The organism is Phytobacter sp. SCO41, from assembly GCF_003073275.1.
In the GTDB taxonomy this organism is placed as follows: Bacteria; Pseudomonadota; Gammaproteobacteria; order Enterobacterales; family Enterobacteriaceae; genus Phytobacter; species Phytobacter diazotrophicus.
On sequence record NZ_CP027225.1, the window covers coordinates 1,481,238 to 1,501,842 of the forward strand.

Below are 20,605 nucleotides of genomic sequence, written 5' to 3' on the forward strand. Positions count from 1 at the left end.
AACGTGGAGAAAAAAAGGAGATAATGTAAATTATCATGCTTTTTCAAGGCACAATTATGCTGTGTCTCCTTTATCCCTGTTTTGCTGCATCCGTTTCACAAATTCTTTTCTTTTCCTTACGTTTGCTGGCTTTTAAGCGTACGCGGCACCGGGAAACGCAGTTCGACTAATGTCCCACCGCCAGGCGGGCGCGCAAAGTTGAGCGTGCCGCCAAGACGGCTTGCTCGTTCGCGCATAATATTCAATCCGTAATGTCCCTGAGGTTCATCGGTCGTGCCGATGCCTTTTCCGTTATCGCGAATATAAACCGAATACTGATCGTCCGGGTCCGTAACGCAACTGACGGTGATGGTACTGGCGTCGGCATGTTTAATCGCGTTGATCACCGCCTCGCGCACTATCTGCAAGATGTTTACCTGCTGCTGTGCATCCAGCATAAGCGTTGGCAGGCGGCAATCCAGCTCGAGCTTCGCGGTCGTCTGGCTCTGGAGAAGCGCCATTGCTTCATTCAGAACGGCGGGCAGATCGCTTTGGGAAACCGTCAGGCGGAAGGTCGCCAGTAATTCCCGCAACTGACGCCAGGCATCGTTCAGGGCACGGGAAAAATCGGTGATGATGGTCTGGGCGGGTGCGTTGTCCTCGGGCACTGCCCGTTTGAGCAATGCCAGTTGAATACGCAGATAAGAAAGCACCTGGGCCAGCGAATCATGAAGTTCCATGGCGATGGTGGCGCGCTCTTCCATCAGAATCAGTTGCTGGTGCTGTTTTTGCGCCTGATTAAAATAGAACCCGCGCCCCATAATCGTGGCCACGCTTTGCAGTAATGGCGTGGAGGCCTGGGCATTGACGCTTTGCCAGCGTAATTCGCCAAAAACGCTCTCTTGCATGCTGACGGGTAACACGTTAACCGGAAGGTCTTCCTGCGCCTCACCGTGATGAATGGACCAGTGATCGCCCATTGTTAACTCCAGATAGCTTGCCGCTTCGTGCTCATAGACTATCTGCAGAATGTGGCGAAAACACATAACGTCGATCTGGCTGGTGTTGAGCGCCTGCGAACATTGATACAACACTTCGAGGCGACGGTGGGCTTCCTGCAGGTCATACGTCTTCTCTGCGACCTGGGCTTCGAGTGTGCGGTAGAGTTTGTGCAATTCACCAGACATTCGGTCAAACGTGGACGCCAGCAGCCCCAATTCGTTATCCAGATGGGTATTGAGTGACGGATAGGTAAAATGTCCTTGCTGAATCTCCTGGCTGGCCACCATCAGTTGCGCAAGGGGTTTGACGACCTGCTGGCGAATGCGCCGTAGCGTAAAAAAGACCAGCAGGAAAATCCCCATCGCGCCGATGAGCGAGATACCCAACACCAGCCACATTTTCCGTTCCGAATAGTGTTGTAGCGCCAGAACAAACTGGTCGATGTTATCGACATATTGCTGAATATTATGCTGATACCAGACCGTGTCGGCTGTGCCTAATCGGGCATCCATCTCCTGCCAGCTTTCCTGTAATTGCGCATAGCGCTGCCCAACAATTTCAGGTACATACCAGCGGTTTAACGTGCGTAAAACCGGTGAGTTAAGCGATTGCTGATAGATTTGGCGATGTGCATTTAATTCCGCGGAGCCGCGTTCCAGGTCATACCCCAGACGATAGCTTTGCATACGCAGAGAACCAGCGATATTAACGGCTTCCGCATCGCGCAAGCTGCTGGCAAGCGTCATTAGCGCCGCGCCCGTGGAGAGCAGCGAAAGCAAGACGATATAAAAAAAGGCTCTGGCAAGGCTGGATGAAACAGGTTGTTTTACAGTCACAACAGCAATTCCCGCTATCCAAGGGTGGCGGACGAAATGGCATCGCCGGACGGCTCATCAAATGAGACTAATTTTTATTTATGCCACGATAAATTGATCTGCAACATGCGCGTGACAATTAAGTAACGCTTCTGGGCAAATGTACATTGCCTGCGCTGAACAGCCCAGGTAAATACATTGTTCATATAAAAAATAAGGTTTATTAAACCAGAAAAGAAGACTGCCATGAATCGTTTTATTATGGCTAACAGCCAACAATGTATAGGGTGTCGCGCCTGTGAAGTGGCCTGTGTAATGGCACATAACCAGGAACAACACGTTTTAAGCCACGAACATTTTCATCCCCGAATTACGGTCGTAAAGAATAAACGCCAGCGCAGCGCGGTAACATGTCACCATTGTGAAGCCGCTCCTTGTGCCCGCAGTTGTCCGAACGGCGCAATTAGTCGTGTAAATGATTCAGTGCAAGTTAACCAGGATAAATGCATCGGTTGTAAATCCTGTGCGGTGGCGTGCCCCTTCGGCACCATGCAGATCCTTGTCACGCCGGTCGGCAATGGCATGGTAAAAGCCACGGCACACAAATGTGATCTCTGTGTCGATCGCGCTGAAGGCCCCGCCTGTGCGCAAAACTGCCCGGCAGACGCTATTCAGGTCGTGAGCCGTGATGATCTGGCAGACCTGGCGAAGGCGCGCCGTTTACGTGCGGCCAGCCAGGAAGCTCAACCGTGGCACAGTATGGCGGCGTTGGTCCCGGCATTTAACGATCGCAAGGTCAAACAGATGCTCAAAACGTCGCCGCGTGGAGAGCCCGACAAGCTGGCGCTGGCGGCCCGCAAAACCGGCTTTGCTGAAATCTATCTGCCGTTCCGCGCCGATCAGGCTCAGCGGGAAGCGGAGCGTTGCCTGAAATGCGGTGAGCACAGCGTCTGTGAATGGACCTGCCCGCTGCACAACCATATTCCCCAGTGGATTGAACGTGTAAAAGCCGGGGATATCACCGCAGCCGTTGAGTTATCGCACCAGACGAACTGCTTACCGGAAATCACCGGGCGCGTCTGCCCGCAGGATCGTCTGTGCGAGGGAGCGTGTACCGTTCGCGACGACTACGGCTCGGTCACTATCGGCAATATTGAGCGTTACATTTCCGACCAGGCGCTGGCAAAAGGGTGGCGGCCTGACCTTAAGCATGTGGCTGCGGTAGATAAACGCATTGCGATCATTGGCGCGGGGCCTGCCGGTCTGGCATGCGCCGACGTGCTGGCGCGCAACGGCGTGAGTACCACTGTGTTTGATCGTCACCCGGAAATAGGCGGCCTGCTGACTTTCGGTATTCCGGCCTTCAAACTGGATAAATCACTGCTTGCGCGCCGCCGGGAAATTTTCAGCGCGATGGGTATTCGCTTCGAACTGAATTGCGAAATTGGCCGGGATATTACCCTGGACACCTTGCTTGAAGAGTACGATGCCGTGTTTGTCGGCGTCGGTACGTACCGGTCGATGAAAGCGAATTTACCGAATGAAGATGCGCCAGGCGTCTATGACGCGCTGCCGTTCCTCATCGCCAACACCAAACAACTGATGGGGCTACCGGATTCTCCGGAAGAACCCTTTATCAACACCGCCGGGTTGAATGTGGTGGTGCTGGGTGGCGGTGATACGGCGATGGACTGTGTACGGACATCGCTGCGTCACGGGGCCAGCAAAGTGACCTGCGCCTATCGTCGCGATGAGGCCAATATGCCGGGCTCGAAAAAAGAGGTAAAAAACGCGAAGGAAGAGGGGGCTGAATTCGAGTTTAACGTCCAGCCGGTCAACCTGGAGCTGGATGAATCGGGCTGTGTCACGGGGGTTCGCCTGCTACGCACGCAGTTGGGTGAAGCGGATGCGAAAGGGCGTCGCCGTCCGGTACCAATAGAGGGCAGCGAGTTTGTGATGCCAGCAGATGCCGTCATCATGGCTTTTGGTTTCAATCCGCACTCCATGCCGTGGCTGGAAACGCACGGCGTGGAGGTTGATGACTGGGGCCGTATCGCGGCGAACGTCAACAGCGCATACCGTTATCAGACCAGCAACCCGAAAATCTTCGCCGGTGGCGATGCGGTTCGCGGTGCAGATTTGGTGGTGACAGCCATGGCGGAAGGCCGTCATGCTGCACAGGGGATGATGGACTGGCTGGGCGTTACAGCACCGAAAGGCCACTGATTACCCGTCGCGACAAAACAGACTTCGCAGCGTAATATGAGAGTGACCGTATTACGTTGTGGAGTCGGTATGTCGTTCAACATAGAAGTCATTAAAGATAAAGTCCTTTCAGATAACTATTTCATTCTTCGCAATATTACCTACGATTTGACCCGCAAAAATGGTGACGTGATTCGCCATAAACGCGAGGTTTATGACAGGGGAAATGGCGCCACTATTCTGCTGTATAACCCGGATAAAAAGAGCGTGGTCCTGATTCGCCAGTTCCGCGTCGCGACCTGGGTTAACGGTAACGAAGACGGTCGCCTGATTGAAACCTGCGCCGGTCTGCTGGACGACGATGAACCGGAAGTGTGCATTCGCAAAGAGGCCGTTGAAGAGACGGGATATGCAGTGAGTGAGGTTCGTAAGGTATTCGAGCTTTATATGTCCCCCGGTGGCGTCACCGAAATCGTCCATTTCTTTATCGCCCGCTATGACGACAGCATCCGGGCAAATAATGGCGGCGGTGTTGAAGATGAAGACATTGAAGTGCTGGAACTCCCCTTTGCGCAGGCCCTTGAGATGATGAAAAGCGGCGAGATACGCGACGGCAAGGCGGTGATTTTACTGCAATATTTGCAATCATCAGGTCTAATTGATTGATTTTACTAGGGTTAAAAAATAAATTTTAGATAAAGCTATCCGACAAATCCGATTGAGCGGCAGGCGCGGGAACACGAAGATACGCGGGTTGTGTGTTGCGATTCTCTTCCGGGGCTGTTTTATTCATGCGTTACCGCGTTTTGCTTGCTTTCATTCTGGGTGTGTGCCCGACGTCCTTCCTGTGGGCTGCACCCGCGCAGCAGGCTTTTTCCGACTGGCAAGTAACCTGTAATAATCAAAATTTTTGCGTGGCACGAAATACGGGTGAGCACCATGGCCTCGTCATGACTCTGGGACGCAGTGCCGGGGCGCAGACCAGTGCTGCTTTGCGCATCGATCTGGGCGGCAAAGAACTTCCCCCCTTAAAAGAGGCGCCCATTGCGCCACGCCTGCGCCTGGACGACAAACCGCTCGGGCTGGTCGGTCAACGCTGGCAAATCACTCCCTGGCATTTAATGACCGATAACGCACAGACCATTACGGATTTTTTGCAAACTATTCAGGAAGCCCAGGCGATCACTTTGCAAGACGGGAAGGGGACGATTTCCCTGGTTGGCCTAAAAGCGGCATTGCTGTTTATTGATGCCCAGCAAAAACGCGTCGGTAGCGAAACGGCGTGGATCAAAAAAGGGGACGATCCACCGCTGAGTGTACCGCCGGCCCCGGCCCTTAAAGAAGTCGCGCTGACTGACGCCAGCCCCTCACCGTTAACGCAGCAAGAACTCAATGACTTACTGGATTATGGCAACTGGCGGATGAATAACAGCCAGTGCTCGCTTGACCCCATGCGCCGGGAGGTCCGGGTCACGGCGTTAACGGATGATAAAGCCCTGTTGATTATTGACTGCGAAGCAGGCGCGTACAACACGGTGGATTTAGCCTGGATGGTCTCGCGGGAAAAACCGTTCTCTTCACGCCCGCTACGCTTACACCTGCCATTTACCCCTTCGCGCGGCACCAACGAACTGGAATTGATGAACGCCAGGTTTGATGAGAAAACCCGCGAGTTGACGACGCTTGCCAAAGGTCGTGGGTTAGCGGATTGCGGCGTAATGACACGTTGGCGTTTTGATGGTCAGCGCTTTCGCCTGACGCGTTACGCCGAAGAGCCTGAATGTGATAACTGGCATGGACCAGATGCCTGGCCCACCCTGTGGATCACGCGTTAAAAAAGCAAAACGCCAACAAACGTTGGCGTTTTTAGTGTTTGCACCCTCAGCCCGTGGGCTGAGTAATGAATGACCCTCAGAGCCGCATTTTCCCCCTCACCCAGGCCCTCTCCCTCAAGGGAGAGGGGACCGTTCGTGCTCGCATTTTTGGTGGGGATCCCTCACCTCCGCGGGTGAGGGCATCAGGCGCTTACAGCAGGCGCTTTGCCTTTTCGACAATATTCTCGACGGTGAAGCCGAAGTACGGGAAGAGCTTATCCGCAGGCGCGGATTCGCCGTAGCCAGTCATACCGACAATCGCGCCTTTCAGCCCGACATATTTGTACCAGTAGTCGGCAATACCGGCTTCAACGGCAACGCGGGCGCTGACATCCGAAGGCAGGACCGACTCGCGGTATTGCTCATCCTGAGCATCAAAAATATCGGTTGAAGGCAGCGATACCACGCGGACTTTATGCCCCTCCTGAGTCAGTTTTTCCGCCGCTTTTACCGTGATTTCAACCTCAGAGCCGGTGGCGATCAGGATGATATCCGGCTTACCATCGGCATCTTTCAGGATATAACCGCCTTTGGCGATTGCTTTAACCTGCTCCGGTGTCCTGTCCATTTGCGCCAGGTTTTGTCGGGACAGAATTAAGGCCGTCGGGCCGGTGTGGCGTTCCACCGCCAGCTTCCAGCCAACCGCAGCTTCGACCTGATCGCAGGGGCGCCAGGTACTGAAATTCGGTGTCAGGCGCAGGCTGGCCAGTTGCTCCACCGCCTGGTGAGTTGGACCATCCTCCCCCAGACCGATAGAGTCATGGGTATAGACCATGATTTGTCGGGCTTTCATCAGCGCCGCCATACGTGCCGCGTTGCGCGCATACTCCACAAACATCAGGAAGGTGGCGGTGTACGGCACAAAGCCGCCGTGATGGGCGATGCCATTGGCGATGGCGGTCATCCCGAATTCACGCACGCCGTAGTGGATGTAATTCCCGGCTGGATCTTCTTTTAATGAGTGGGAGCCCGACCAGATCGTCAGGTTACTGGGGGCAAGGTCGGCGGAACCACCGAGCAGTTCCGGCAGGACCGGACCAATCGTATTCAGGGCATTTTGTGACGCTTTGCGGGTGGCAATTTTTGCCGGTTCCGCCTGCAGTTTCTCAATATACGCCTGGGTGGTTTGTTCCCAGTTTTCGGGCAGACCACCGCTCAGGCGACGTTTAAATTCCGCAGCCAGGTCCGGGTATGCCTTTTCATAGGCCGCAAATTTCTCCTTCCATGCCTGCTGCGCTTTCTCGCCGCTTTCGCGCGCGTCCCATGCTTTATAGATCTCTTTTGGGATCTCAAAAGCCGGGTATTTCCAGCCCAGTTTCTGACGGGTTAAGGCGACTTCTTCTTCCCCAAGTGCAGCGCCATGGGACTCTTCTTTCCCGGCCTTATTGGGGGAGCCGAAACCAATGACCGTGCGACAGATAATCAGTGACGGTTTATCTTTAACGCTTTGCGCTTCCAGAATGGCCTTTTTCACCGCCTCGGGATCGTGGCCGTCGATTTCATGTACCACATGCCAGTGGTAGGCCTCGAAACGTTTGGCCGTATCGTCGGTAAACCAGCCTTCAGTTTCGCCATCAATTGAGATGCCGTTGTGATCGTAAAAGCCGATCAGTTTGCCGAGCCCCAGTGTGCCCGCCAGCGAACTGACTTCATGCGAGATCCCCTCCATCAGACAGCCATCGCCCATAAACACATAGGTGTAGTGGTCGACAATCTCATGATCAGGGCGGTTGAACTGTGCGGCGAGCGTCCGTTCGGCAATCGCCAGCCCGACAGCGTTCGCCAGCCCCTGCCCAAGTGGACCGGTGGTGGTTTCGACGCCTGGCGTATAGCCAATCTCCGGGTGACCCGGGGTTTTCGAATGTAGCTGGCGGAAGTTTTTTAACTCATCCAGCGACAGGTCATAACCGCTTAAGTGCAGCAGGCTATAGAGCAGCATGGAGGCGTGTCCGTTAGACAGAATAAAGCGGTCACGGTCGTACCAGGTCGGGTCTGTCGGATTATGTTTTAAGAAGTCGTTCCACAGGACTTCGGCAATATCCGCCATCCCCATCGGGGCGCCAGGGTGGCCGGAATTCGCTTTTTGTACCGCATCCATACTCAGGGCGCGAATCGCATTGGCGAGCTCTTTACGAGACATAACTCTCTCCTTGCTAAGGGTTAAAATTTGGCGGCGATCAGATCTTCGAGTTTGCGCTGGTCAACGGCGAACTGGCGGATACCGTCCGACAGTTTCTCCACCGCCATTGCGTCCTGATTGTGCTCCCAGCGGAACTGCGCTTCGGTCAGAGGTTCAGGGCGCGGGAAGGTTTGCGACGGCGGAACCAGTTTGCGTTCAACAACGCCTTCCTCGCCGTGCAGGGCTTTGAGCAGGTCGGGCGAAATAGTCAGTCTGTCGCAGCCTGCCAGCGCCAGGACCTGTTCCGTACGACGGAAGCTTGCGCCCATGACGATGGTCTCGTAGCGATGCTGTTTAAAATAATCGTAGATATTCCGCACGGATTTCACGCCGGGGTCTTCATCCACCACGTACGGGTCCATGGGTTTACGTTGCTGATACCAGTCGTAGATACGTCCAACGAATGGAGAGATTAAAAATACCCCGGCTTCGGCACAGGCACGCGCCTGGGCGAAGGAGAACAACAGCGTCAGGTTGCACTTGATCCCCTCTTTTTCGAGGATTTCCGCCGCGCGGATCCCTTCCCAGGTTGAAGCCAGTTTGATCAGGATGCGTGATTTATCGATGCCTAACTCCTCATAGAGCTGCACCAGCTTGCGGGCTTTGGCGACGCTTTTTTCTTTATCGTAGGAGAGGCGGGCATCCACTTCGGTTGAAACACGTCCGGGGATACTTTTCAGAATTTCTTGACCGAAATTTACCGCCAGCTTGTCGCAGGCTTCTGCTACCTGCTGCTCCTGGGTTTTGCCGTGGCTTTTGCCATAGACAATTGCGTCTTCAATCAAGTGCTTAAAGTGGTCCAGCGCGGCTGCTTTCAGTAGTAGCGAGGGGTTGGTGGTTGCGTCTTCTGGTTGATAATGTCGAATGGACTCAATATCGCCGCTATCGGCTACCACGGTAGTGAACTGTTTGATGCCGTCTAAATAATTCATAGAAAAATACTCCTTAAAAAGCAAGGTGTTATAAGAATGATTTCGAGAGTGTTGTTATCGGAATCGTGTTGTGCATAACAAAAAAGCATAGCAGACGGGGAGTGTCTTGCTTTCAACGGGTTGTAACATTGGTGTTATGAATTGATAGCAATTTTTGTTATGGGTTGGTCAGAGTTTGGTTGTGTTCAAAGTTTGCGGGCGTGGCTGGGGGCATACTATGCGGCGCATCAGGACGGTTATCACGCTTCAATTATCTGAAAGATACGCGTTAAGGAACAGCAAATGGACGACCAACTCAAACAAAGTGCCCTCGATTTCCACGAGTTCCCGCATCCTGGGAAAATTCAGGTGTCTCCAACGAAGCCCCTGGCCACACAGCGCGATCTGGCGCTGGCTTACTCGCCGGGTGTTGCGGCTCCGTGTCTTGAAATCGAGAAAGATCCACTGGCAGCTTACAAGTATACGGCGCGTGGCAACCTGGTTGCCGTCGTCTCAAACGGTACCGCCGTGCTTGGGCTGGGTAACATTGGCGCCCTCGCCGGGAAGCCGGTGATGGAAGGCAAGGGCGTTCTGTTTAAGAAATTCGCCGGCATTGATGTATTTGATATCGAAGTCGACGAGCATGATCCGGACAAGCTGATCGATGTGGTGGCGGCGCTGGAGCCGACCTTCGGTGGCATCAATCTGGAAGATATCAAAGCGCCAGAGTGCTTCTATATTGAGGCAAAACTGCGCGAACGCATGAACATTCCCGTTTTTCACGATGACCAGCACGGGACGGCCATCATCAGTACCGCAGCCATTCTGAACGGCCTGCGCGTGGTAGAGAAAAATCTGTCTGACGTGCGTATGGTGGTCTCCGGAGCAGGGGCGGCGGCAATCGCCTGTATGAACCTGCTGGTGGCGCTGGGCATGCAGAAACACAACATTGTGGTATGCGACTCCAAAGGGGTTATCTACAAAGGCCGTGAAGCCAACATGGCGGAAACCAAAGCGGCTTATGCCGTGGAGGATGATGGCAAACGTACGCTGGCAGATGTGGTTGACGGCGCGGATATTTTCCTCGGCTGTTCCGGTCCGAAAGTGCTGACGCCGGAGATGGTCAAAAAAATGGCGCGTCAGCCGCTGATTCTGGCGCTGGCAAACCCGGAACCGGAAATTCTGCCGCCGCTGGCGAAAGAGGTTCGCCCGGATGCGATCATCTGTACTGGCCGTTCCGATTACCCTAACCAGGTCAACAACGTACTCTGCTTCCCGTTTATCTTCCGTGGTGCGCTGGATGTGGGTGCGACGGCGATTAACGAAGAGATGAAGCTGGCGGCGGTACATGCGATTGCCGAGCTGGCGCATGCCGAGCAGAGTGAGGTGGTGGCCTCTGCCTATGGCGACCAGGATCTGAGCTTTGGCCCGGATTATCTGATCCCGAAACCGTTCGATCCGCGTTTGATTGTGAAGATTGCCCCCGCGGTGGCAAAAGCGGCGATGGATTCCGGCGTCGCAACCCGTCCGATCGCTGATTTTGACGCCTATGTCGATAAGCTCACCGAGTTTGTCTACAAAACAAACCTGTTTATGAAGCCTATCTTCTCGCAGGCACGTAAACAGCCAAAACGCGTTGTATTGACCGAAGGGGAAGAGCCGCGCGTGCTGCATGCGACGCAGGAGCTGATCACTCTGGGGCTGGCGAAGCCGATTCTGGTGGGCCGTCCGGGCGTGATCGAAATGCGTATCCAAAAACTGGGGCTGCAAATTCGACCCAACGTTGACTTTGAGATCGTCAACAATGAATCGGATCCTCGCTTCAAAGAGTACTGGACCGAGTATTACAGCATCATGAAACGGCGCGGTATCTCTCAAGAACAGGCGCAGCGTGCGGTGATTAGCGATACCACGGTGATTGGCGCGATCATGGTTCACCGCGGTGAAGCGGATGCAATGATCTGCGGCACCATCGGTGATTATCATGAACACTTTAGCGTTGTGCAGGAGATCTTCGGCTATCGCGAAGGCGTGCATGCGGCCGGGGCGATGAACGCGTTGTTGCTGCCCAGCGGGAACACCTTTATCGCCGATACCTATGTGAATGAGAACCCCAGCGCTGAACAACTGGCGGAGATTACCTTGCTGGCGGCAGAAACTGTGCGCCGTTTTGGTATCGAGCCGAGAGTGGCGCTGTTATCCCATTCGCAGTTTGGTTCCTCGAAATCGCTGGCTGCGCTGAAAATGCGTGAAACGCTGGAGCTGGTGCGCGAGCGTGCACCCGAGCTGATGATTGACGGGGAGATGCACGGGGACGCCGCGCTGGTGGAGAGTATCCGCCATGAACGTATGCCGGACAGTCCGCTGAAAGGCTCGGCGAATATCCTGATTATGCCAAACGTTGAGGCTGCCCGTATTAGTTACAACTTACTACGGGTATCGAGTTCCGAGGGGGTGACGGTGGGGCCGGTGCTCATGGGCGTATCGAAGCCGGTGCATGTCCTGACGCCTATCGCCTCCGTAAGGCGTATCGTTAACATGGTGGCGCTGGCGGTGGTAGAGGCGCAGACACAGCCGCTGTAAGCTGGTTGTCGGGATTTCCCGGATGCGGCGGCGGCTGCTTTGTCCGGGCTACGACCGGTTTTCTCCCCCTCCCCCGGGGAGAGGGTTGGGGTGAGGGGAATATGCGGCTCTGGAGGAGGGTTCCGTTCACCTTATGTTCATGGCGAAATGTCACCTTCGGACACGTGAACGGGTAAAGGGGAACACCGCGTTCCCCTTTACAATCCCCGCGGCCCCGCAAAGAAATCGGTGCTTCGCACTGCGTTCGCCTCCCGCCCCGCTGCCTGCGGTCGGTTTGACTCGACGTCCTGTCTCGACAAACCTCAGTCCGCCATCCCTGGCGGCCTGCCCTTGTCATCGGGTCTTCGTCTCACCGATTTCAGCGGGGACTCAACCCCCTCGCTGCACGCTCTGCGCCAGGGGGGGCACATAGATGTCGCTGTGGTTGTCATGCGGGAAAACGAATCAGCCGTGGCTAAAAAGGTTGAAGACGTTCACAGTATCTACGCGGTAATCCAGTCCCGAGGTTTTATAAACGCACTTAAGGCAGCTTCCGGGCTGCCTTCTTCTGGCTGGTAGTTGTATTCCCAACGCACCAGTGGCGGCATCGACATTAAAATCGACTCTGTACGCCCGCCAGTTTGCAGGCCAAACAGCGTGCCGCGATCCCACACCAGATTAAACTCCACGTAACGTCCGCGACGATAGAGCTGAAACTCACGCTCACGCTCGCCCCATGGCATCCCCTTACGCCGCTCGACAATTGGCAGAAAGGCATCGGTATAACCTTTGCCCACGGCCTGCATAAAAGCGAAGCAGGTGTCAAAATCCGGTGTGTTCAAATCGTCGAAAAACAGTCCGCCAATCCCGCGCTGCTCGTTCCGGTGCTTAAGATAGAAATAGTCATCGCACCACTTTTTATAGCGCGGATAGACCTCTTCCCCGAACGGCTGGCACAGGTCATGTGCCGTCTGGTGCCAGTGAATGGCATCTTCCTCGAAACCGTAGAATGGCGTCATATCAAAGCCGCCGCCAAACCACCAGACCGGGTCGGCGCCGGGTTTTTCAGCAATAAAAAAGCGCACATTGGCATGGCTGGTTGGCACATACGGGTTGCGCGGATGCACCACCAGTGAAACCCCCATGGCTTCGAAACTGCGCCCGACCAGCTCAGGGCGATGCGCTGTTGCCGAAGCGGGCATTGCACTACCGGTGACATGAGAAAAGTTAACCCCCGCCTGCTCGAAAATCGCGCCATCACGCAAGACCCGGCTGCGACCGCCGCCGCCGGCATCGCGCTGCCAGTTATCTTCAATGAAAGCGGTGCCATCCAGCGCGGAAAGCTGTTGGCAAATGTCGTCCTGCAGTGACAGCAGAAAGGATTTTACATCGTGGGTATCCGGTATGGTCATCAGCGTTTCTTCGAATGGGCCTTGTGATTATCGAACCAGTTAAAATAACTGATAATACCGTCAGCAATCGCGTTGGCTATCTTTTGGCGAAATGCGGTGGTGCCAAGCAGCTTCTCTTCCTGCGGGTTGGTGATAAACGACGTTTCCACCAGTACCGAAGGGATTGACGGCGATTTCAGCACCACGAACGCCGCTTGTTCCGTATTCCGGCTGTGCAGGCGGTGCACCGGTTTAATCTGGCGCAGAATATGTGAGCCGAGCGTCAGGCTATTTTTGATGGTATCGGTCTGAACGAGATCAAACAGCACCTGCTGTAGCAAATGATCTTTATCTTTCGCTTTCTTACCCGCGAGATCATCGGCGGCGTTCTCGCGATCGGAGAGGTACTTCGCCATGGCGCTACTGGCCCCACGGTTGGACAACGCAAAGACCGATGCCCCTGCCGCGCTGGGATTGGTAAAACCGTCAGCATGAATGGACATAAACAGATCGGCTCCGTGCTGATGGGCAATCTCCACGCGGTCATAAAGCGGGATAAAGGTATCGCCGGTGCGCGTTAAGCGCGCGTCAATGCCCCGGTTACGCAGAATGGTGCGGACAATTTTGGCAATCGCCAGCACAACATGTTTCTCTTTCGAACCGTTGCCGCCTATTGCGCCGGTATCAATGCCGCCGTGGCCTGGATCCAGCATCACGATACGCCGTGAACCGGCTTTCTTTGCTTTCGGCTGGCTATGCCCATTGCTGGTTTTAAGGGATGAATCGTCTTTTGCGATGGCCCGCGACATGCCTGAGAGCGTTAAAGCGGCAAGGCCGGCTTTCAGAACCTGACGACGCGAGGTGAATATTTTTAAGGGTTTGAAAGTGCTCATACAGCCTGTTCTTTTTATCCGTAGTCCCTGGAGTTATATCGTATTGGGTTTGCCGTTACGACAGTCCTTACTAAGAAATGTTTTACTTTTCATTTCAATACGTGACAGAGTGACATTATGCCATTTTCCTGCTGCGATTTCGCCGCATATTGGCTACGGCGGCTGGTCGCGCGATAATCTCTCTTTGACCGTAAAAAAGGGCAGGTAACACCATGGAAATACGTGTTTTTCGCCAGGAAGACTTCGAAGAAGTGATCACCCTGTGGGAGCGCTGCGAACTGCTGCGCCCGTGGAACGATCCGGAAATGGACATCGAACGTAAGATTAATCACGACGTCAGCCTGTTCCTGGTCGCCGAGGTCAACGGTGAAGTCGTCGGCACCGTGATGGGGGGCTATGACGGACACCGTGGTTCAGCCTACTACCTGGGGGTTCATCCGGAATTTCGTGGTCGTGGTATTGCCAACGCGTTATTAAGCCGCCTGGAGAAAAAGCTGATTGCTCGCGGCTGTCCCAAAATCAACATCATGGTACGTGAAGACAATGACGTGGTTTTGGGAATGTATGAACGCCTGGGCTATGAGCATTCAGACTCGCTAAGTTTAGGTAAGCGCCTGATAGAAGATGAAGAATATTGAGTTAACGCCTGCTGATTTTGACAGCCATGGCCGTTTGCGGCTGCCGTTTTTATTCTGGTGTGTATTGTTATTACAGGCGCGAACCTGGGTTTTATTTGTGATTGCGGCAGCGTCGCGGGGGCAGGGCGATGCGCTGTTGACCTTGTTTTATCCCGATCATGATACTTTCTGGCTGGGCCTGTTGCCCGGTGTCCCGGCCGTTTTCACGTTTTTACTGAGTGGCCGCAGGCACCTCTTGCCGCGTCTCTGGCGTCTGATGCGTCTGTTGCTGATTCTCGCGCAGGCCACGTTATTACTCTGGCAGCCGCTGCTGTGGTTGTATGGAGAGGCTATCACTGGCGTGGGGCTGGGGCTTGTCGTGGCTGATATCATAGCGCTGGTGTGGCTGCTGAGTAATCCGCGCTGTCAGGCCTGTTTTCACCCGGATCATCATTAACGGGCACTTTTTACTGTTCCGGCACTCCAATAGCCGTCAAGTTAACAAGAAAGGATGTAAAGATGAAATCCCTGCGTATAAGCGTCTGCGCGCTGGCACTGGCACTGTCCGGTTGTTCAACGCTCTCTTCGGTCAACTGGTCTGCAGCCTTGCCCTGGAACTGGTTTGGCTCATCCATCGAGGTGAGTGAACAGGGCGTCGGGGGGATCGCAGCGACTACTGCGCTTGATGAAAAAGCGATCAACGATGCGCTGAACGGCAATTATCACCTGCGCAGCGGGATGAAAACCGAGAAAGGCAAAATCGTCCGTTACTTTGAGGCATTGAAAGATGACAAAGTGGCGCTGGTGGTGAACGGCGAGAACGGTACCGTAAGCCAGGTGGATGTCCTCGACAGCAGCATTGAAACGGCTAATGGGGTTAAAACCGGCACCGCGTTTAGTGGGCTTTACGATAAAGCATTTGGTAACTGTGTTGCCGCAACGGGTGACGATGCCAAAGGCGTTGAGTGTAAGGCACCGGGCAGTGCGCATATTAGCTATGTGTTCACCGGCAACTGGAATGGGCCAGAAGGGTTAATGCCGTCTGACGATGCGCTCAAGGCCTGGACATTGCACAAAATTATCTGGCGCCGCTAATTTGATCCTACGCGCCGCGTCCTGAACAAAAAACGGGTACAATACGCCCATCAATGCCACGGTTGCGTGGCATCTTTTTTTCAGGAGGAATGATGTCTCAGGTTCAGAGCGGCATATTGCCAGAACATTGCCGTGCGGCGATTTGGATTGAAGCGAATGTAGTGGGTGACAAAAACGCCCTGCGTGAAGGCTGCCGGGTGTTTATCGACAAACTGGCGACCCTGCAGGCGAAATTCCCCGATGCGGCTCTCGGCGCAGTTGTTGCCTTTGGGCATGATATCTGGCGTGAGCTGAGCGGCGGCGAAGGCGCGCAAGAGCTTAAGAATTTTACACCGCTGGGTAAAGGTCTGGCGCCTGCCACACAGTTCGACGTGCTTATCCATATCCTCTCTGTGCGTCACGACGTCAATTTCTCCGTCGCGCAGGCGGCGCTGGCCGCGTTTGGCGACACCCTTGACGTGAAAGAAGAGACTCACGGTTTCCGCTGGGTTGAAGACCGCGATCTGAGTGGCTTCGTTGATGGGACTGAAAACCCGGCCGGCGATGCAATTCGTCGCGATGTCGCCGTCATCAAAGACGGTGTGGATGCAGGCGGCAGCTATGTGCTGGTACAGCGCTGGGAACACAACCTCAAACAGCTTAATCGCATGAGCGTGGGCGATCAGGAGATGATGATTGGCCGCACCAAAGAGGCGAACGAAGAGATTGATGGTGATGATCGTCCGGTTACTTCGCATCTGACCCGCGTCGATTTAAAAGAAGACGGCAAGGGTTTGAAAATTGTACGTCAGAGCCTGCCATACGGCACTGCCAGTGGAACGCATGGCCTCTATTTCTGTGCCTACTGCGCGCGCTTATATAACATTGAGCAGCAGTTACTGAGTATGTTTGGCGACGCTGACGGTAAACGTGATGCGATGTTGCGCTTCACCAAACCGGTAACCGGCGGCTACTACTTCGCCCCTTCTGTAGAACGTTTGCTGTCGCTGTAATTTCTTCACCTTCCCTCTGTTGCTCACCGGAATGCGGGTAGCATGGGGGGAGGGCAATCTACCCCGCATTGCTTATTCCCTTTTCAACTTCCAAAGCACCAAACGGTATATAAAACCGTTACTGGTTTCATACGCGTTATAAATAAACTGATGCTTGTATCGTCATCATCTTATAAGGGTGCGCAATGGCCGTTAACTTACTGAAAAAAGGATATCTGACGCTGGCAGCGATGACCTTACTGGTCTCCCAGGCGCAGGCAACGGAGTTGTTAAACAGTTCCTATGATGTCTCTCGCGAGCTGTTTGCCGCCCTCAATACCCCGTTTGAGCAGCAATGGGCGAAGGATAACGCGGGCGACACGCTGACGATTAAACAGTCTCACGCGGGTTCCTCTAAGCAGGCGCTGGCCATTTTACAGGGCCTGAAAGCCGACGTCGTCACCTACAATCAGGTAACTGACGTGCAGATCCTGCATGACAAAGGCAACCTGATCCCGGCGGACTGGCAGAGCCGTTTGCCGAACAATAGCTCACCGTTTTACTCCACCATGGGTTTCCTGGTGCGCAAGGGCAACCCGAAAAACATCCACGACTGGAGCGATCTGGTGCGTCCGGATGTGAAGCTGATTTTCCCGAACCCGAAAACGTCCGGTAACGCCCGCTATACCTATTTAGGCGCCTGGGGCGCGGCGGACAAGGCGGACGGCGGCGATAAAGCCAAAACTGAACAGTTCATGACCCAGTTTCTGAAAAACGTCGAAGTGTTTGATACCGGCGGTCGTGGCGCGACCACCACCTTTGCCGAACGTGGCCTGGGTGATGTGCTGATAAGCTTTGAATCGGAAGTAAACAACATTCGTAAGCAATATGAAGATCAGGGCTTTGAGGTTGTGATTCCGAAGACCAACATTCTGGCGGAATTCCCGGTGGCGTGGGTCGACAAAAACGTCGAAGCGAATGGTACTGAGAAGGCCGCGAAAGCCTACCTTAACTATCTTTACAGTCCGCAGGCACAGACTATTATCACGGACTTCTACTACCGCGTGAATAACCCGCAGGTGATGGACAAACTGAAAGATAAATTCCCGCAGACTGAGCTATTCCGCGTGGAAGACAAATTTGGCAGTTGGCCTGATGTGATGAAAACACATTTCGCCAGCGGCGGTGAGTTAGACAAACTGTTGGCGGCGGGGCGTAAGTAATGTTTGCAGTCTCCTCCAGACGTGTGCTGCCCGGTTTTACCTTAAGTCTCGGGACCAGCCTGCTGTTCGTCTGTCTGATTTTGCTGTTGCCCTTAAGCGCGCTGGTGATGCAACTGGCGCAAATGAGCTGGTCGCAGTACTGGGAGGTCGTCTCTAATCCGCAGGTGGTGGCCGCCTACAAAGTGACGCTCCTGTCGGCATTCGTGGCATCGCTTTTTAACGGCGTGTTTGGCCTGCTGATGGCATGGATCTTGACCCGTTACCGCTTTCCGGGACGCACGCTGCTGGATGCGCTGATGGACTTACCGTTCGCGTTGCCCACGGCCGTTGCGGGCCTGACGCTGGCTTCGCTGTTTTCAGTCAATGGCTTTTACGGCGAGTGGCTGGCGAAGTTCGATATCAAAGTGACCTATACCTGGCTCGGTATCGCGGTGGCGATGTCTTTCACCAGCATCCCTTTTGTGGTGCGTACCGTCCAGCCCGTTCTGGAAGAGCTGGGTCCGGAGTACGAAGAGGCGGCTGAAACGCTCGGGGCAACGCGTTGGCAGAGTTTTAGCAAGGTCGTGTTGCCGGAGCTTTCCCCTGCGCTGTTAGCGGGCGTGGCGCTCTCTTTTACCCGTAGCCTTGGTGAATTTGGCGCGGTGATTTTTATCGCCGGGAACATTGCGTGGAAAACCGAAGTGACCTCGCTGATGATTTTTGTGCGCCTGCAGGAGTTTGATTACCCGGCGGCCAGTGCGATTGCGTCTGTGATTCTGGCGGCCTCGCTGCTGTTGCTGTTTTCCATCAATACGCTGCAAAGTCGTTTTGGTCGACGTGTGGTAGGTCACTAATGGCGGAAGTTACTGAATTGAAACGCTATGACAGCCCCCGCATCAACTGGGGGAAATGGTTTCTGATTGGCACCGGGATGGTGGTTTCTGCCTTCATTCTCGTGGTGCCGATGGTCTACATTTTTGTGCATGCCTTTAGCAAAGGGTTGCTTCCGGTATTACAGAATCTCGCCGATCCAGACATGCTGCACGCCATCTGGCTCACGGTACTGGTTGCGTTAATTTCGGTTCCGGTGAACCTGGTGTTCGGTACGTTACTGGCCTGGCTGGTGACACGCTTTGATTTTCCAGGGCGCCAGTTGCTGCTTACGCTGCTCGATATTCCGTTCGCGGTTTCACCGGTGGTGGCAGGTCTTGTGTATCTGCTCTTTTATGGCTCCAATGGTCCGCTGGGGCCGTGGCTTGAAGCTCATAACCTGCAAATCATGTTTGCCTGGCCGGGCATGGTCCTGGTGACTATCTTCGTCACCTGTCCGTTTGTGGTGCGCGAACTGGTGCCTGTCATGCTGAGTCAGGGTAGCCAGGAAGATGAGGCCGCCGTCCTGTTAGGCGCATCAGGCTGGCAGATGTTTAAGCGTGTAACGTTGCCAAATATCCGCTGGGCGCTGCTCTATGGCGTGGTGCTGACCAATGCGCGCGCTATCGGTGAGTTTGGCGCGGTATCGGTGGTGTCAGGCTCGATCCGCGGCGAGACGCTCACGCTGCCGCTGCAAATTGAATTACTCGAGCAGGATTACAATGCGGTGGGGTCATTTACCGCAGCCGCCCTGCTGACATTGATGGCTATTTTGACGTTGTTTTTAAAGAGTGCGCTGCAATGGCGTTTGAACAATCAAGAAAAACGCGCACAGCAGGAGGGAAATCATGAGCATTGAGATTGCCAATATTAAGAAGTCGTTTGGTCGCACCCAGGTGCTGAATGATATCTCGCTGGATATCCCTTCGGGTCAAATGGTCGCGCTGCTGGGGCCATCGGGTTCCGGGAAAACCACGCTGCTGCGCATTATTGCGGGTCTGGAACACCAGACCAGCGGGCGTATTCGTTTTCACGGTACCGATGTCAGCCGCATTCACGCGCGCGAGCGCAAAGTGGGGTTTGTGTTCCAGCATTACGCACTCTTCCGCCATATGACCGTGTTCGACAATATCGCGTTCGGTCTGACCGTACTGCCGAAGCGCGAGCGCCCGGATTCCGCAACCATTAAAGCGAAAGTTACCCGCCTGCTGGAAATGGTCCAGTTGGCCCATCTGGCGGATCGTTTTCCGGCCCAGCTTTCCGGCGGGCAGAAACAGCGCGTTGCGTTAGCGCGTGCGCTGGCGGTAGAGCCACAGATTCTGCTGCTTGATGAGCCTTTCGGCGCGCTGGATGCGCAGGTGCGTAAAGAACTGCGTCGCTGGCTGCGTCAGCTCCACGAAGAGCTGAAATTTACCAGCGTCTTTGTGACTCACGATCAGGAAGAAGCGATGGAAGTCGCTGATCGCGTGGTGGTGATGAGCCAGGGGAATATCGAACAGGCCGATGCGCCTAATCAGGTGTGGCGCGAGCCCGCTACCCGCTTCGTGCTGGAATTTATGGGTGAAGTTAACCGTCTGAAAGGCACCATCAGCGGCGGGCAGTTCCATGTGGGGGCGCACCGCTGGCCGCTGGGTTATACACCAGTGCAGCAGGGTGAGGTCGATCTGTTTCTGCGTCCGTGGGAAGTCGACATCAGCCGTCGCACCAGCCTTGATTCACCACTGCCGGTACAGGTCCTCGAAGCTACCCCTAAAGGTCATTACACCCAACTGGTGGTACAGCCGCTGGGCTGGCATAACGAGCCCTTGAGCGTGGTACTGACCGGGAATGACGCGCCAGAGCGCGGCGATCGCCTGTTTGTCGGTTTACAGAAGGCACGCCTCTACGCAGGTAATGAGCGGATTGAAAACCGCGAGGAGCTTGCTCTCGCAGAATCTGCCTGATAGGTTATTGCATCAGAAATTGTTGCCGGGTGGCGCTGCGCTTACCCGGCCTACACGGTAAATGCAAAGCAACCCTCGGGCTGTTTATAGTATTTG

The 20,605-nt window shown here is 54.6% G+C and carries 17 protein-coding genes; 12 read left to right on the forward strand and 5 right to left on the reverse strand.

Going from position 1 to position 20,605, the window contains the following annotated elements; all coding sequences use genetic code 11:
- Nucleotides 1-116: 116 nt before the first annotated feature.
- Nucleotides 117-1,817 (reverse strand): nitrate/nitrite two-component system sensor histidine kinase NarQ, encoded by a 1,701-nt coding sequence (gene narQ, locus C5523_RS07270; protein ID WP_108700853.1) that lies wholly within the window; start codon nucleotides 1,815-1,817, stop codon nucleotides 117-119.
- A 225-nt stretch (nucleotides 1,818-2,042) separates the two neighbouring features.
- Between narQ and aegA the strand changes: the two genes are divergently transcribed.
- From aegA to C5523_RS07290, 3 genes are all read left to right on the forward strand, one after another.
- A complete protein-coding gene (gene aegA, locus C5523_RS07280; RefSeq protein WP_108700854.1) occupies nucleotides 2,043-4,022 on the forward strand; it encodes a formate-dependent uric acid utilization protein AegA in 1,980 nt (659 codons plus the stop codon).
- A gap of 69 nt (nucleotides 4,023-4,091) precedes the next feature.
- Entirely contained in the window at nucleotides 4,092-4,667 is a 576-nt protein-coding gene (gene nudK / locus C5523_RS07285) for a GDP-mannose pyrophosphatase NudK (RefSeq protein WP_108700855.1), read from the forward strand.
- Between the two features lie 125 nt (nucleotides 4,668-4,792).
- The gene (locus tag C5523_RS07290; protein ID WP_071193724.1) at nucleotides 4,793-5,836 is read left to right on the forward strand and encodes a DUF1176 domain-containing protein; all 1,044 of its coding nucleotides are present in this window, start codon (nucleotides 4,793-4,795) and stop codon (nucleotides 5,834-5,836) included.
- A 190-nt stretch (nucleotides 5,837-6,026) separates the two neighbouring features.
- On the opposite strand, the gene tkt is transcribed toward C5523_RS07290, so the two are convergent.
- Both tkt and tal read right to left on the reverse strand, forming a co-directional pair.
- Nucleotides 6,027-8,015, reverse strand: coding sequence for a transketolase (tkt, locus tag C5523_RS07295; protein WP_079496185.1), 1,989 nt, complete (start codon nucleotides 8,013-8,015; stop codon nucleotides 6,027-6,029).
- A gap of 20 nt (nucleotides 8,016-8,035) precedes the next feature.
- The gene (gene tal, locus C5523_RS07300) at nucleotides 8,036-8,986 is read right to left on the reverse strand and encodes a transaldolase (protein ID WP_039079722.1); all 951 of its coding nucleotides are present in this window, start codon (nucleotides 8,984-8,986) and stop codon (nucleotides 8,036-8,038) included.
- Nucleotides 8,987-9,268: 282 nt separating this feature from the next.
- Here tal and maeB point away from each other — a divergent pair, with 282 nt between their 5' ends.
- Entirely contained in the window at nucleotides 9,269-11,548 is a 2,280-nt protein-coding gene (gene maeB / locus C5523_RS07305; RefSeq protein ID WP_108700856.1) for an NADP-dependent oxaloacetate-decarboxylating malate dehydrogenase, read from the forward strand.
- A 482-nt stretch (nucleotides 11,549-12,030) separates the two neighbouring features.
- Here maeB and hemF read toward each other — a convergent pair whose 3' ends face one another.
- Both hemF and amiA read right to left on the reverse strand, forming a co-directional pair.
- Nucleotides 12,031-12,939 (reverse strand): oxygen-dependent coproporphyrinogen oxidase, encoded by a 909-nt coding sequence (gene hemF / locus C5523_RS07310; RefSeq protein WP_108700857.1) that lies wholly within the window; start codon nucleotides 12,937-12,939, stop codon nucleotides 12,031-12,033.
- Nucleotides 12,939-13,811, reverse strand: a complete 873-nt coding sequence (amiA, locus tag C5523_RS07315) for an N-acetylmuramoyl-L-alanine amidase AmiA (RefSeq protein ID WP_039079725.1) — start codon at nucleotides 13,809-13,811, stop codon at nucleotides 12,939-12,941. The genes hemF and amiA overlap by 1 nt, the downstream gene beginning before the upstream one ends.
- Before the next feature lie 212 nt (nucleotides 13,812-14,023).
- On the opposite strand from amiA, the gene C5523_RS07325 reads away from it, so the two are divergent.
- The 8 genes from C5523_RS07325 to cysA all read left to right on the forward strand — a co-directional run bounded on the left by C5523_RS07325 (nucleotide 14,024) and on the right by cysA (nucleotide 20,509).
- A complete protein-coding gene (locus C5523_RS07325; protein WP_039079726.1) occupies nucleotides 14,024-14,449 on the forward strand; it encodes a GNAT family acetyltransferase in 426 nt (141 codons plus the stop codon).
- Nucleotides 14,436-14,885 (forward strand): DUF2919 domain-containing protein, encoded by a 450-nt coding sequence (locus C5523_RS07330; RefSeq protein WP_039079727.1) that lies wholly within the window; start codon nucleotides 14,436-14,438, stop codon nucleotides 14,883-14,885. The genes C5523_RS07325 and C5523_RS07330 overlap by 14 nt, the downstream gene beginning before the upstream one ends.
- 62 nt (nucleotides 14,886-14,947) lie before the next feature.
- Nucleotides 14,948-15,523, forward strand: coding sequence for an RpoE-regulated lipoprotein (locus C5523_RS07335; protein WP_039079728.1), 576 nt, complete (start codon nucleotides 14,948-14,950; stop codon nucleotides 15,521-15,523).
- Between the two features lie 92 nt (nucleotides 15,524-15,615).
- Entirely contained in the window at nucleotides 15,616-16,515 is a 900-nt protein-coding gene (locus C5523_RS07340; RefSeq protein ID WP_108700858.1) for a Dyp-type peroxidase, read from the forward strand.
- Between the two features lie 185 nt (nucleotides 16,516-16,700).
- Entirely contained in the window at nucleotides 16,701-17,717 is a 1,017-nt protein-coding gene (locus tag C5523_RS07345; RefSeq protein ID WP_039079730.1) for a sulfate ABC transporter substrate-binding protein, read from the forward strand.
- Complete coding sequence (cysT, locus tag C5523_RS07350; RefSeq protein WP_039079731.1) at nucleotides 17,717-18,550, forward strand: sulfate/thiosulfate ABC transporter permease CysT; 834 nt, start codon at nucleotides 17,717-17,719, stop codon at nucleotides 18,548-18,550. The genes C5523_RS07345 and cysT overlap by 1 nt, the downstream gene beginning before the upstream one ends.
- Nucleotides 18,550-19,425, forward strand: coding sequence for a sulfate/thiosulfate ABC transporter permease CysW (gene cysW / locus C5523_RS07355; RefSeq protein ID WP_039079732.1), 876 nt, complete (start codon nucleotides 18,550-18,552; stop codon nucleotides 19,423-19,425). The genes cysT and cysW overlap by 1 nt, the downstream gene beginning before the upstream one ends.
- Nucleotides 19,415-20,509: a sulfate/thiosulfate ABC transporter ATP-binding protein CysA gene (gene cysA, locus C5523_RS07360; protein ID WP_108700859.1), complete on the forward strand. Its 1,095-nt coding sequence runs from the start codon at nucleotides 19,415-19,417 to the stop codon at nucleotides 20,507-20,509. Before cysW ends, cysA begins: the two co-directional genes overlap by 11 nt.
- Nucleotides 20,510-20,605 lie beyond the last annotated feature (96 nt).

What these genes read in the sequence shown, in the direction of transcription:
- aegA (WP_108700854.1), top strand. Translation starts at nt 2,043, where the DNA reads ATGAATCGTTTTATTATGGCTAACAGCCAACAATGTATAGGGTGTCGC.
- nudK (WP_108700855.1), top strand. Translation starts at nt 4,092, where the DNA reads ATGTCGTTCAACATAGAAGTCATTAAAGATAAAGTCCTTTCAGATAAC.
- C5523_RS07290 (WP_071193724.1), top strand. Translation starts at nt 4,793, where the DNA reads ATGCGTTACCGCGTTTTGCTTGCTTTCATTCTGGGTGTGTGCCCGACG.
- tkt (WP_079496185.1), bottom strand. Translation starts at nt 8,015, where the DNA reads ATGTCTCGTAAAGAGCTCGCCAATGCGATTCGCGCCCTGAGTATGGAT.
- tal (WP_039079722.1), bottom strand. Translation starts at nt 8,986, where the DNA reads ATGAATTATTTAGACGGCATCAAACAGTTCACTACCGTGGTAGCCGAT.
- maeB (WP_108700856.1), top strand. Translation starts at nt 9,269, where the DNA reads ATGGACGACCAACTCAAACAAAGTGCCCTCGATTTCCACGAGTTCCCG.
- hemF (WP_108700857.1), bottom strand. Translation starts at nt 12,939, where the DNA reads ATGACCATACCGGATACCCACGATGTAAAATCCTTTCTGCTGTCACTG.
- amiA (WP_039079725.1), bottom strand. Translation starts at nt 13,811, where the DNA reads ATGAGCACTTTCAAACCCTTAAAAATATTCACCTCGCGTCGTCAGGTT.
- C5523_RS07325 (WP_039079726.1), top strand. Translation starts at nt 14,024, where the DNA reads ATGGAAATACGTGTTTTTCGCCAGGAAGACTTCGAAGAAGTGATCACC.
- C5523_RS07330 (WP_039079727.1), top strand. Translation starts at nt 14,436, where the DNA reads ATGAAGAATATTGAGTTAACGCCTGCTGATTTTGACAGCCATGGCCGT.
- C5523_RS07335 (WP_039079728.1), top strand. Translation starts at nt 14,948, where the DNA reads ATGAAATCCCTGCGTATAAGCGTCTGCGCGCTGGCACTGGCACTGTCC.
- C5523_RS07340 (WP_108700858.1), top strand. Translation starts at nt 15,616, where the DNA reads ATGTCTCAGGTTCAGAGCGGCATATTGCCAGAACATTGCCGTGCGGCG.
- C5523_RS07345 (WP_039079730.1), top strand. Translation starts at nt 16,701, where the DNA reads ATGGCCGTTAACTTACTGAAAAAAGGATATCTGACGCTGGCAGCGATG.
- cysT (WP_039079731.1), top strand. Translation starts at nt 17,717, where the DNA reads ATGTTTGCAGTCTCCTCCAGACGTGTGCTGCCCGGTTTTACCTTAAGT.
- cysW (WP_039079732.1), top strand. Translation starts at nt 18,550, where the DNA reads ATGGCGGAAGTTACTGAATTGAAACGCTATGACAGCCCCCGCATCAAC.
- cysA (WP_108700859.1), top strand. Translation starts at nt 19,415, where the DNA reads ATGAGCATTGAGATTGCCAATATTAAGAAGTCGTTTGGTCGCACCCAG.